The organism is uncultured Merdimmobilis sp. (assembly GCF_902471145.1).
Lineage (GTDB): Bacteria > Bacillota > Clostridia > Oscillospirales > Ruminococcaceae > Merdimmobilis > Merdimmobilis hominis.
Genome location: NZ_CABRJC010000020.1, coordinates 18,816 through 31,030, shown reverse-complemented (window position 1 = coordinate 31,030; position 12,215 = coordinate 18,816). Strand labels below are relative to the sequence as shown.

The following is a 12,215-nucleotide window of genomic DNA, read 5'->3' as shown; positions in this document are numbered from 1 at the left end:
GTGGCCGGCCTCATCACGGTGGTCATGCAGAACCTGATGAAAATTTCCGGCCTCATCAATGAGGACTCTTCCTTTGTCATGTACATCAACCCAGTCACCCCCATCGATTTAAAAGGGCTGATCTTCTCGGCCATTGTCATCGGGGCCTTGGGTGCGGTGATGGATGTGGCCATGAGCATCTCCTCCTCCTTGGAGGAGCTTCTCCTCCACAACCCGGATCTGAGCTTTTCCCAGGTGGTCACCTCCGGCCTCAACATCGGGCGGGATATCATGGGAACCATGGCCAACACCCTGGTACTGGCCTATGTGGGCAGCTGCCTCCATGAGATTCTGCTGCTGATGGCCCACAACTCCAGCCTTGCCTCGGTGATCAACCGGGAGATGGTGGCGGTGGAGGTGCTCCAGTCCATCGCGGGGAGCATCGGCATTTTGTGCACTGTCCCGGTAGCCACCATTGTGACTGGCCTGGTTCATCAGGCGATTGTGAAGAAAAGATTGGCCAGTGGGGCCAGTGAACAGAAAGGGGAATAAATCCATGAAATTGGCAGAAGCATTGAACGAGCGGGCGGACATCCAGCGGCGGATCGCCCAGCTGGAAAGCCGGCTCATAGACAACGCCAAAGTCCAGGAGGGGGAAGAGCCCGCAGAGCGCCCGGAGGACCTTCTGGCGGAACTGGACGGCCTTTTCTCCCGGCTGGAGGAACTGATGAGCAAGATCAACTGGACCAACAGCCAAACCATCCAGGAAGGGCATACCATGACCCAGCTTTTGGCCAGGCGGGACTGCCTGACCCGGAAAATTGGGGTGCTGCGCAGCTTTTTGCAGAGTGCAAGCGCCACCGTCAGCCGGGCCACCCGCTCGGAGATCAAGATAAAGAGCACCGTATCGGTGGCGAAGATGCAGAAGCAGGTGGATGGGCTCTCCAAAGAGCTGCGGGAACTGGATTCTGCCATCCAGGCCCTCAACTGGACTACTAATTTGATGGAATAGTCGGATTGTGGTAGCGTCAAAGGAGTGGGCGCCATCTCCCCCGGCTGAGAATGAGCCGGATTGGTATAAGCGTGCGGGGTCCGCTGGGGTTCGATTCCCCAAAAGCATTGTCACACCCAGCACAGGGCACATGGGCAATGGGTAGGATGCACTGTTACAACCGCGGCGCTGGCCTTTGACGTGAGGGCGGGATTGGGGATACAACAGCATAGAAACAGAAAACCGGAGGGGAGGCCATAGCCTCCCCTCCGGTTGGTTTTTTGCGCCAATTAACCGTTGGAACGGGTCGCCAGCAGAAGGAATCCCGCAGATTCCTCTTCCCAAGCGGTTTCAGCGGTCAGTTCTGGGTTGTCCGTCAACCACCATTCGGTGAAGGTGAGATCGCCGTCTACCCCGCCGGGGGAGGGGAAGGTCACCAAGTTGGAGTAGGTGTACTCGGAGATTTTACGGTCTTCCTCCGCGGCAAACTGGTCGGCCCGGGAATCCACCAACAGAGTGTATACCCCATCCTGGTAGGTTAGGGTGTACCCGATGGGGTCGCCTTCCGCCGTGGTTTTTTGGATGTAAACCTTGGCGGCTTTTCCCTCCTGGGCGGCGGCGGCAAATTGGATGAGGGGCGCGGTATCCAGGACTTCTCCGGTATTTCCGTCAATGTATTCCCCGCAGTCTAGCACCTCCTCTGGGGCGGACTGGGAACTCGCACTGGAAGAATCGGGATTGGAACTGGAACCCAGCCCGTTTCCAGAACAGCCGGCCAGGAATAGGGACAGGCATAGGGCAGCTATAAGGATCTTCTGCATGACAAGACCTCCTTTTCACATGTTCTACTTACTTAGTGGAAAAAAGAGGGCAAATTCCTGCCTCGCAGAGGGAGAAAGTCTCAAAAGGCCCGGGAAAAGCCGACATGGCAGACCCAGTACAGGTCCGCCATGTTTCTGTCAATTATCGTCTCCTTCTTCGGAATCGTCGGGATCTTCATCTTCCTCCCCGTCATCCTCTCCACTGGGGATCTCTTCATCGGGGTCGTCTTCCTCTTCCAGGTCATCAGAGCGGTCGCTGTCCTCGTCCTCCTGGCCGCCGTCATCTGTGTCCTTTTCGGATTGGGAGGCATGCCAATCGTCTTCCTGGTCTTCAGAATCCCAGTCTTCCCGATCTTCCTCTTCTAGATCGTCATCCTCTTCCCAGTCGTCGCCCGCCTCCTTCTGTGCCAGCCGCCGGAGGTCCTCTAAACTCATAGAAGCCAACTCCTCCAGGGAATAATCGTCCTCTTCCTCCAGTATTTGGCGGATGTACTGCATTTTGCCCGGAGAAACCTGCTGCTGGGATGCTGCCTGCTGTAGGCTGGCATCCTCTTCATAGGTTTGAAGGATGATGGCAGGGGCGATTTTCCGAGGTTCCAGCGCCGACTGAATGGAGCTGGAAAGGAGGGATTCCAACTCTTGGACATGGCTCTGCCGTCTGCTCTGCACCGTGAGGAGAACGGTGCTCTTTTCTGGGGTGAGGTAGTTCCTTTGGGCGAGGGTATCCGCCAGCTGCCCCAGCACAGTGGGAAGGGGTAGGCCAGAGAACACCTGGCCCTCGATCAAGCTGCGGCCATCCGCATTGAGGCCCGTCACCTCCAGAACTCGATCCCGCCGGTTGGCGGTGATCTGGATGCTGGGATTGACATCCAAAAAGACGGTGGTCTCCACCATCCGGTACTGCCAAAACCAGCCAAAAAACAGGAGGACAATACAGCAGGTCAAGGCAGGGATAAAGGCGCGCCTCCGGGCTGGAGCTTGGGGAAGCTCTTGAGCGGTGATATAGTCCAGTTCTGTCTGTTTGCTCACCGGCATTTCCCACAGTTCTTGGGAATGGGGCATAGGTAGTTGCTCTGCCGCCCGGCGCAGTGCAGCCGGAATTTCACGTTTGTTCATGACAGCACCCCCTGGGCAGTGAGATGGGTTCGCAGCTTTTTCAGCGAGCGGTTGTAGCGGGATAGAACAGTGGAAAGGGGCATTCCAAGGTCTTGGGCAATCTCCCGATGTTTCATCCCCGCCACACAGTGGAGGAGGAGGATCTGCCGCTCTTCCTCCCCCAGGATTCGAAGGGCGGATTCCAGCACCAGCCGGTCGGTGGGGTCGGTGACATAGGAAAATTGGAGGGAATCCTCCATTTTGCAATCTTCCACAGAGAGGGCGGATTGGCGCAGTCTGCTGTTGCATAGATTGCGGGCGATGGTGAGTATCCACGCCATAGGTTTGCCCATGGGGCGGTACAAGTGGGCCGCCCCTCGGATTTTGAGAAAGGTCTCCTGGACGATATCCTGGGTGTCGTCGGGATTTTTGAGGAGGGAGAGGGCAAAGGCGTAAACTGCCCGCCCGGATTTGCGGTACAGCTCTTCAAAGGCATCCCGGTCATCCTCTCCGACGCGGATCAGCAGGGAGTCGTCAATCTCCGGCAGGGTTGTACGGCGAGGGGAGTAGGTTCCTTGTACCGCGCAGAACAGCAGCATATGTAATCCCTCCTCGATGTGGCATTCTGCCCTTATTCTACCCTATGGGAGCAAAAAAGGCAATGGAAGAATCGGAGTGGAGGATCCCCCCACCCCGATTCAGCCTTTTCTTAGTCGTCATCCCGGTTATCCTTGTCGTCATCATCGTCGGGGTCGTGGATGTCATCCCGGTCATCCTTGTCATCATCGTCGGAGTCGTGGATGTCATCCCGGTCATCCTTGTCGTCATCATCGTCGGGGTCGTGGATGTCATCCCGATCATCCTTGTCGTCATCGTCGGGGTCGTGGATGTCATCCCGATCATCCTTGTCGTCATCATCGTCAGGGTCGTGGATGTCATCCCGGTTATCCTTGTCGTCATCATCGTCGGAGTCGTGGATGTCATCCCGGTCATCCTTGTCATCATCGTCGAGGTCGTGGATGTCATCCCGATCATCCAGCTGGTCTTCCAGCTGATCCAAATGGCCGTCATGATATTGGTCCTCCAAATCGTCCAGACGGTCCTCCAGCAGATCCAGAGGGATGTTGTGCTCTTTGGCGTAATCCACCAGGTCGCTGATCCGGGTATCGGCCAGGTGTTCTGGGGTGAGGGTCGGGTCTTTCTGGAGCAGGCGGTCGATCACCGACATCTTGCCAGAGGAGACTTTCCATTTTTGGGCCTCTTTGTCATACCGGTCCATGTCAATTTTTTGTGCGTGGACATCTGCATCCAACTGTTTTTCAGCAATGTATTGGGCGACTTTTTTGTTTACCTTGTCCAACGTCTTTTGGGAAGCGCCCCGATCGTCCACTGTGATGAGGACATCATTTTTCTTCTCATTGGCAAGGTATCCCTGTTCCATCATCCGGTCGACCAGATCTTCAAGAACGTCGTCCAGGTCATTGTCCTTGGGGGTGTACCCTTCCAGCAGTTTTTTGGCGTCATCGTTGAGGGGGATAATCTTGCTTACTTTCTCCAGCCGGGTGGTTTCCAGCTCGATGCTGGGGTTGACGTCCAGGGCGATGCGCTGGGCGGGGGAGAGGAAGTAGAAGGCAGCTCCAGCTGCTACAAGGGCGGCTGCGGATAGAGTCAGGCCGGCCATAAGCCAGTTGTGTTTTGTGGTTGTCATAGCAAAAACTCCTTTGCAGTAGATTGGGTCTCTTCGACCTCTTTCAACCCATTAACAAAGAAGGGGGGTGTTTTATCGCAAAGAATAAAATTTTTTTCACATTTTTGTGGAAAGGGGGAGGATATATCAAAAAAAGACCCGCAGAAACTTTTTGTTCCTACGGGTCATTGGCGGGAGTATGTGGGAATCGAACCCACCTAAGCAGCTGTTCACCACTATCACTGGTTTTGAAGACCAGGGGGCACACCAGCACCCATCTACTCCCATATACAGCGGGTGCTTTGCTTACGTTTTGATATTCTACCACAAATATACGCAAGAAGCAACTGTTTTTTCACAGAAACGGGAAAATAAGCAGAAAATAGGGGAGGTGCGCCAAAAAATTCATCATGGATGGGACGCTAACCTCTTCCATTGCCAAAGGAGCGCGGAGCGTTCCATCTCCTTTACAAAGGCATCCTTGCCGTCGCAGTAGCCGTCAATGTCGGCGGGGAACTGGGATGCCAGCTGAATTTTTAAGGCGGCATAGGAATCCCGGGCACCGGGGTGGGCCCGCAGATAATCCCGGAAGGCGAGGTGGCGGCCAATCTCCCCCAGGTTGTCATACTGGAAGGCGTGGATTTGATGGGTGCGGTTTTCCCCGCCTTTGCGGAAATACCGCCGGCCGGGCAGACCGAACTCCCCCATGGCCTCATAGCCCAGTTCTGCAAACTGGGGGGTCAGGGCATCCAGAGCATCGATATCCTGTACCACCGGCAGGATGTCGATGATGGGTTTTGCGGCAAGGCCAGGGACGGATGTGCTCCCAATATGAAAGAGGGCGACCAGATTTTCCCCCAGCAGGGCGCGAAGGGATTTGGCCTCCTCCTCGAAGAGCTGGGGCCACTGAGGGTTGTAGGGAACGACGGTGACCAACATGAAAAGGACCTCCTCGTTGAGATGATGGCAGCAGGATGGCGGATTCCTGCAAAGAAGCACTGTAAAAATGGGAGGGGAAGTCCCCCTCCCAAATGGAAATCGATTATTTTTGAATCAGCACCCGGGCGTCGCCCACCTTTTTGGTGATGCCTTTGCGGTCCCAGTATTCCAGGAGGGCCACCGCATATTTGCGGCTGGTTTCAATGGCGTCACGGAACTCGCCCAAGGAGACCTGTCCGTTCGCCTCCAGAAGCTTCTGGAAGGCAGCAAAGGCCTGATCATAATAGTTGCGGTGGATAGCGATCTGGGGGCTGAGGGCAATCACTGTGCCATCGTCCTGAAGGGCCTCCATCACCTGTTTGAAGGTCTCCTTTTCCTTGGCGAATTGCTTGGCTACCTCGTCGGTGGCAGGGGAGGCAAGGCCGCTGTCCAGATAGATTTTCTCAATTTTGTCGGAAAGCCGCTTGTGGCTTTCGCTGTAGCTGACGGTGAAGGTGGAGAGGGCGACCTTTTGGCCTGCGTACCGGATGTGGCCCTGGCCCTCCATCCAATCCAGGATTTTGTCGCACAGGGCGATCTCCCGGCCGGGGAGGAAGCGGCTGCGCAGCTCGTCTTTTCGCATGCCGGCTTGCAGGGGGTTGGACTTGTGGTACTCCTCCAAAATGCGGGTTAGCTGGCCTTGCAGGGTGGCGAGATAGTCCCGATGGAGGTCCAGCTTGCCAGTGATGGGGATGAGCTCCCCAGCCTCCTCCAGCAGTTTGACCTGGGCCGCGAATTCTTCTTGGGGGATGTCCAAACTCTCCCGTACCGCGTCCAAAGGCCGGAATTTGGGGCTTCCCTCCAGCACCGCCTGGCGGATGGTGTCCTCTAGGGAGCCCTTTTCCTTGATGGCCAGACTTTCCAGCACAGCGGGGTCGCTGCGTTTGTGCCTCTCGGGGGCCGGGTCCAGCACCACACCGCCGCCCACCGTCTCAATGGGGGAGTAGAACCGCACCACAAAATGATCCCCCCGCTTCACGGCGATGGGGTCGGTGAGCCGCAGCTGGGCGTAGCCGCTCTCCTGGGCGGTGAGCTGTTCCCGGTCGTCCAGCAGCACCAGTTTGCAGAGCACATCCCGGGAGCCTAAGTACAGGTGGAGGCGGGAACCGTTTTCAATTTCCCGCTGGCATTCCTTGAGGATGGAGAGCTTGACATCCAGCATCAGGGAATTCTGCATCGAACTGGGTACCGCCAAGGTATCGCCCCGCTCCACCTCGGATTTTTTGATGTTGGCCAGGTTGACCGCCACCCGCTGCCCCGCATAGGCGGTAGAAACGGTTTGGTTGTGGACCTGGAGGTTGCGCACCTTGGTCAGCTTTTCCCCGGGGTAGATCATAACCTCGTCCCCCTCGGTCACCGTGCCCTCAATGAGGGTGCCGGTGATGACGGTGCCGAAGCCGTCCACCGAGAAGACACGGTCCACGGGGATGCGGAAGGGTTTGGAGGTGTTTTTCTGCTGCACAGCCTGGAGCTTTTCTTCGATGAGAAGGCGCAGCCCCTCGATGCCGTCGCCGGTGTAGGCAGAGACCGGGACAATGGGAGCGTCAGCCAAAAAGCTGCCCTGGACCTCGCTGCGGATATCCTCCTTGACCACCTCCAGCCACTCCTCGTCCACCATGTCGGTTTTGGTCAGCACGATGATGCCGTTTTGGATGCCCAGCAGGGAGAGGATACCCAAATGCTCCCGGGTCTGGGGCATAAAGCCCTCGTCGGCGGCCACTACCAGCAGCACCAGGTCGATGCCGCCGGCCCCGGCCAGCATGTTTTTCACAAATTTTTCATGGCCGGGCACGTCGATGATGCCCGCCTGTTCCCCATGGGGCAGGGTGATGTGGGCGAATCCCAGTTCGATGGTGATGCCCCGTTTTTTTTCTTCCTTCAGCCGGTCGGTGTCGATGCCGGTCAAGGCCTTGATGAGCATGGTCTTGCCGTGGTCCACGTGGCCGGCGGTGCCGATGATATAGTTTTTCATGGAAACTCCTCGCTTCTCTATCCCTATTGGACGCAGGCGGCGATGTTCTCTGCCACCAGGTCAAAATCCGATTCCTCGATGGTGCGCACATCCAGGAGGTATTGGTCTTTGTTGATCCGGCCGATGACCGGCACCGGGCAGGCCCGCAGCCGTTTCTCCAGCTCCATCACCGAGATGGCGGAGGGGACGATGGCCACAACCCGGCTTTTGAGCATCTGGGTGGGGACCGAACCGCCGCCTACCTGGCCCAGCTCCTCGATCACCGAGAGGGCACAGCCGCTGGTTTTGGCGGCGATGGCATCCCGCAGGCGGTTGGCCTTGGCCTCCAGCTGTTCCAGGGTGACTGCCAGCATCTTGAGGGTGGGGATCTCCTCCATGGCGTCCCGGGGATCCAAATAGAGCCGCAGGGTGGCTTCCAGGGCGGCCAGGGTCATTTTATCCACCCGCAGGGCACGGGTGAGGGGATGTTTTTTCATCTGGTCGATGTACTTCTTTTTGCCGATGATGATGCCCGCCTGAGGGCCGCCTAGCAGCTTGTCCCCGCTGAAGGAGAGGACATCCACCCCGGCGTCCAAGCACTGTTGCACCGTGGGCTCGTCCAGGATTCCGAACTGTTCCAGGTTGACGAACACCCCGCTGCCCAGGTCGTGGATGACCGGCAGGCCATGGGCGTGGGCAACCTCCACCATGTCCTTGGTGGGGACGCTCTCGGTAAAGCCCAAGATGCGGAAGTTGCTGGTGTGGACTTTGAGAAAGGCGCCGGTGTTTTCGGTGATGGCCTTCTCATAGTCGGACAGATGGGTCTTGTTGGTGGAGCCCACCTCCACCAGGATGCTGCCGCTCTGCTCCATAATCTCCGGCACCCGGAAGGAACCGCCGATTTCCACCAGCTCCCCCCGGGAGATGACCACTTCCTTGCCCTTGGTCATAGCCCCCAAGATCAGCATGACGGCGGCGGCGTTGTTGTTGACCACCAGGGCGCTCTCCGCCCCGGTGAGCCGGGTCACCAGCTCCTCAATGTGGGAGTACCGGCTGCCCCGGCGGCCGGCAGCCACGTCATATTCCAATGTGGAGTAGCCCATGGCCACATCGCAGACCGCCTGGGTGACCTTTTCCCCCAGGCGGGCCCGGCCCAGGTTGGTGTGCAGCACGATGCCGGTGCCGTTGATTAGCCGCCGCAGGCTCATCACCGAATGGGAGCGGACCCGTTCCGCCGCGGCCAGGGCGACCCCGTCCACCGTAGGGGCTTCGGTCAAGCTTCCGGCCAGGATGGCCTCCCGGGTTTCCTCCAATACGGCGCGGATGGCTTCCACCGCCACCGAATGGGAGAGCTGCTGCTCTGGGTCGAAGAGTGGGCTGGCGAGGACCTCATCCACTTTGGGGATAGTGCGTAGCAAAGCTGTGTTGGCTGCCATGGCAAAAAACTCCTTTTGTCGTCGAAATTGCAAAGCCGCATGGGCTGAAATCATTGGGGTTTGCATACATAGTTATTATAGTAAATCCTGCGGGGGATGTCCACAATTCCCACAAAAAATCGCCAAAGGGCGCAAAGGAGGGCTGGATTGGCAGCTCCTTTTTCAAAACAACGGGGGAGGGCTTGTCAATTCTTTCCTGGTCGGGTATAATAAAATTAACAATTCAGTCACAATTTTATGCCATTTTATTAACCGGTCGGGGGGCACACCGCCCCAGAAAGGAGTTTCTATGAGAGAATTGTTGGCAGTGGCTCTGGCCTTCGGCTTGATGCTGATATTGCTGCGGAAAAATGTCAATTTTGGCGTGACCATGCTGATCACCTCAGCGACGTTGTGCGTGGTGGCGGGCATCGCCCCTCTCACCGTGTTCAACGTGATCAAAACCACCTTCACCAGCGAAAAGAATATCACCACCCTTTTGGTTGTGTTCACCGTCAGCATCCTGGGGGGGCTGTGTGGCCGGTATGGCATCCTGACCAAGGTTGTGGACAGCATGCAGGATATTATCCCCAACACAAAAGTGGTGATCATGCTCATCCCCGCCATCATCGGCTTGTTGGTCATGCCAGGGGGCGCCATCCTCTCCGCACCTTTTGTGGACAGCGTAGGCGATCAAATCGGCATCAGCCAGCCCCGGAAAGCGGCCATCAACCTGGTATTCCGCCATGTGGCCATGATGTGTATGCCCTTCTCCACCTCGGTACTGCTGGCCATCTCCATGAACCCGGAGATCGGGCTCTATGAGCTGATTGGCCTCAACCTCTTCTTTATGATCCTCAACTTTATATGTGGGTATTACTGCTTCCTGCGGCCGGTCAAATGCGAAAAGCGGGTGAAAAAGGCTGCAGCGGGGGAGAGCGTCAAAAGCTTCTTCCTCAACCTGTCGCCCATCTATGTCAGCATCCTGCTCAACATCGTCACCGGTATCCCTCTGTACCTGTGCATCCTGGTGGGTATCGGCATTACATACCTCATCTGCGACAAGAAGGACTTCCTGAAAAACTTCAAGGATTCCATCAACTTCAATGTGGTCTTCACTGTGGCAGGCGTGTTGGTTTTGCAAAGCTGCATTTCCTCCCTGGACGGCTTGATGGAGATTATCACCGGCGGCCTTGGCAGCGGGGGCTGGACGGCAGCCATTGTCCTGGGCCTAGGCGCTGCTTTCTTCGGTGCGATCACCGGCCTTTCCAACGCCGCCATGGGCATTGTGCTCCCCTTGGTTGCGCTGCTTTCTGTTCCCCATGCCACCTCGTTGTACCTCACCTTTGTGGTGTTTGTGGGCGCTTACTTCGGCTACTTCTTCTCTCCTTTGCACCTGTGCCAGGTTTTCACCAACGAATACTTGAAGGTCAGCACCGGCGAGATTTACAAGGAGTACCGCACCTACGGCGTTATGCTGGGAGTGGGCACTGTCCTCCTGTTTGCCGTGATGGGCTTTGTCATGATGTAGCGGCCCATTTGAAAAAATCCCCCGGAGACTTAATAAGTCTCCGGGGGATTTTTATAGGGTGTTACAGCGCCCGCTTGAGGTAAACCATGTCCACGCACTGCTGGCCCCCGTCGAAGATGGGTTCGGGGTAGTTGTCCACGAAGAAGTTGGCAACCACATGGCTGGGCAGGAACCCAAGACGCCGGTAGAAGGGGACCCCGTTGTCGCTGGTCCCCACCTGCATCTCCTGGAACCTGCCCTGGTAGAGTGCCGCCAAGTGATTTACCAAGGCGGAGCCCAGCCCCTTGCCCTGCAAATCCTCCCGTACAGCCAGATTTTTCAGCTCGCATAGGGTGGGGGAGAGGGGAAGGACCACCGCCTCGGCGGCCAGTTCCCCGTGGAGGGTGAGGCTGTGGAGCTCCCCTTCCTCCAGGTAGCGCAGAACCATCTCCCGGCAGGGGTCGGCCAGCAGGAGGAGCTCCCAAAAACTGGGGGAGAGCTGGTCGATTGATAGGGTGTGAAATTCCATAGATCCTCCTCCCAAACTAAAAAAGAAAGGGGCTGGAGCCGCGGCTTCCAACCCCTTTTCTATTGCACCCGGAACGCGGGATTTTTGGGTGAAAAATTGTTTGCTTACTGGATGTAACCAGCGGCTTTCAGAGCCTCTGCAGCTTTGTCATGGTTGGCTTCAGAGACCAGGATGATTGGGCCAGTGCAACCCATGCCGCTCTCGGCGTATACGCCAACCTTCCACAGGGCCTTGACGGCGTCCTCAAGATCCATGATCTCGATGCCGGACAGCTGGGAGGTGACGACCTCTTTGGGAGGAGCGACAACCTCAGCGGTATCCTCTGCGGCGGCTTTCTTGGGTTTGCGGGCCTCGATGACCTTGTTCAGGCCAGCCTTGTGGGCGGCGGCAAACTCTTTCTTGGCGATCTCTTTGTAATTGCCTTTGACCAACTGGGATGCATACTCCATAGCGTTGGCCAGGACAGGTGCGCCGGAAGCGCGGGAAACGATGAGGACCAGTCTCTCGTACCCCTCACCAATGCCGGGGCCGTAGCCATAACCCATGGCTTCGTAGCTGCCGCCGGTGGTGTAGGAGGACATCATCTTCATCAGGATATTGCCGGTCAGGGAATCGGTGACCATGACGTCGCAAGCGCCGACCAGCAGGTCGTTGCCTCTCATGACGCAGCCGCCGTCCGCTCTGGAGGACTCGGCAAAATGGATATCATAGCCATTGGCTTGGAGCTCTTTCAGAGCGCCCTCGCACTGTCTGGCGCCATCCACATTGAGGATGCCCACGGTGGGCTCTTTGATACCGCAGGCTTTAGCAGTGATGATGCCGTAGATCGCATTTTTGATCATGGCCTCAATCCGCTCTGCGGAGGAAGTGCCGGTGGTGGTGGCAATATACATCTGTTTGCCTTTACCGGGGGTGACCACACGGCCGACGGTGGAAACACCGATGGGGAAGGGGTAGTGCATAGTGACACAACCATCGATGGCGCCGCTATCCAGCAGCTTCTCCATCTCTTTGTACATCTCGTCTTCATCCGAGACCTTGCAGGTGTTGAACTTATCGCTCTCAGCAGTGCCGATCAGGGTGACATCGACACCCCGGTCTGCGGCCAACAGGCAGGCCTCAACAGCGTTGGCTTCGCCATGCTCACTGCCCAGGCCGGTCACGGCGATCCGGGGACGGCTGCCGAAGGAGCCGGTCTCCAGACCAGTCGCAATGTCCATGAAGGTCTGAGCGATGATCTTTTCTACATTTGCCATCTC

Annotated in this window: 12 protein-coding genes and 1 tRNA gene; 3 read left to right on the top strand and 10 right to left on the bottom strand. The window is 57.2% G+C overall.

Features of this window, described 5'->3' with window-relative positions; genetic code table 11:
• Both RDQ42_RS08910 and RDQ42_RS08905 read left to right on the top strand, forming a co-directional pair.
• Positions 1-531: YibE/F family protein (locus RDQ42_RS08910; protein ID WP_308588564.1), on the top strand; the 531-nt coding region annotated here is incomplete at its 5' end.
• Between the two features lie 4 nt (positions 532-535).
• Positions 536-991 (top strand): DIP1984 family protein, encoded by a 456-nt coding sequence (locus RDQ42_RS08905; protein WP_054331697.1) that lies wholly within the window; start codon positions 536-538, stop codon positions 989-991.
• 269 nt (positions 992-1,260) lie between these two features.
• On the opposite strand, the gene RDQ42_RS08900 is transcribed toward RDQ42_RS08905, so the two are convergent.
• From RDQ42_RS08900 to selA, 8 genes are all read right to left on the bottom strand, one after another.
• The gene (locus RDQ42_RS08900; protein ID WP_054331698.1) at positions 1,261-1,791 is read right to left on the bottom strand and encodes a DUF4362 domain-containing protein; all 531 of its coding nucleotides are present in this window, start codon (positions 1,789-1,791) and stop codon (positions 1,261-1,263) included.
• Between the two features lie 138 nt (positions 1,792-1,929).
• Complete coding sequence (locus RDQ42_RS08895) at positions 1,930-2,907, bottom strand: hypothetical protein (RefSeq protein WP_308588562.1); 978 nt, start codon at positions 2,905-2,907, stop codon at positions 1,930-1,932.
• The gene (locus RDQ42_RS08890) at positions 2,904-3,485 is read right to left on the bottom strand and encodes an RNA polymerase sigma factor (RefSeq protein ID WP_308588561.1); all 582 of its coding nucleotides are present in this window, start codon (positions 3,483-3,485) and stop codon (positions 2,904-2,906) included. Before RDQ42_RS08890 ends, RDQ42_RS08895 begins: the two co-directional genes overlap by 4 nt.
• Positions 3,486-3,595: 110 nt before the next feature.
• Positions 3,596-4,594, bottom strand: a complete 999-nt coding sequence (locus RDQ42_RS08885; protein ID WP_231358290.1) for a hypothetical protein — start codon at positions 4,592-4,594, stop codon at positions 3,596-3,598.
• Between the two features lie 168 nt (positions 4,595-4,762).
• A tRNA-Sec gene (locus RDQ42_RS08880) sits at positions 4,763-4,859 on the bottom strand.
• A gap of 122 nt (positions 4,860-4,981) precedes the next feature.
• Positions 4,982-5,512 carry a GrpB family protein gene (locus RDQ42_RS08875; protein WP_231358291.1) on the bottom strand — a complete coding sequence of 177 codons (531 nt, stop codon included), beginning with the start codon at positions 5,510-5,512 and terminating at the stop codon, positions 4,982-4,984.
• Positions 5,513-5,615: 103 nt separating this feature from the next.
• The gene (selB, locus tag RDQ42_RS08870) at positions 5,616-7,523 is read right to left on the bottom strand and encodes a selenocysteine-specific translation elongation factor (RefSeq protein WP_231358292.1); all 1,908 of its coding nucleotides are present in this window, start codon (positions 7,521-7,523) and stop codon (positions 5,616-5,618) included.
• Between the two features lie 23 nt (positions 7,524-7,546).
• Positions 7,547-8,938, bottom strand: a complete 1,392-nt coding sequence (gene selA, locus RDQ42_RS08865) for an L-seryl-tRNA(Sec) selenium transferase (protein WP_071428230.1) — start codon at positions 8,936-8,938, stop codon at positions 7,547-7,549.
• A 289-nt stretch (positions 8,939-9,227) separates the two neighbouring features.
• Between selA and RDQ42_RS08860 the strand changes: the two genes are divergently transcribed.
• Positions 9,228-10,448 (top strand): DUF401 family protein, encoded by a 1,221-nt coding sequence (locus RDQ42_RS08860; protein WP_054332327.1) that lies wholly within the window; start codon positions 9,228-9,230, stop codon positions 10,446-10,448.
• 61 nt (positions 10,449-10,509) lie between these two features.
• On the opposite strand, the gene RDQ42_RS08855 is transcribed toward RDQ42_RS08860, so the two are convergent.
• Together RDQ42_RS08855 and grdD are read right to left on the bottom strand one after the other, a co-directional pair.
• Positions 10,510-10,956, bottom strand: coding sequence for a GNAT family N-acetyltransferase (locus RDQ42_RS08855; RefSeq protein WP_071428231.1), 447 nt, complete (start codon positions 10,954-10,956; stop codon positions 10,510-10,512).
• A gap of 104 nt (positions 10,957-11,060) precedes the next feature.
• Positions 11,061-12,212 (bottom strand): glycine/sarcosine/betaine reductase complex component C subunit alpha, encoded by a 1,152-nt coding sequence (grdD, locus tag RDQ42_RS08850; protein WP_054332328.1) that lies wholly within the window; start codon positions 12,210-12,212, stop codon positions 11,061-11,063.
• Between the last annotated feature and the right edge of the window lie 3 nt (positions 12,213-12,215).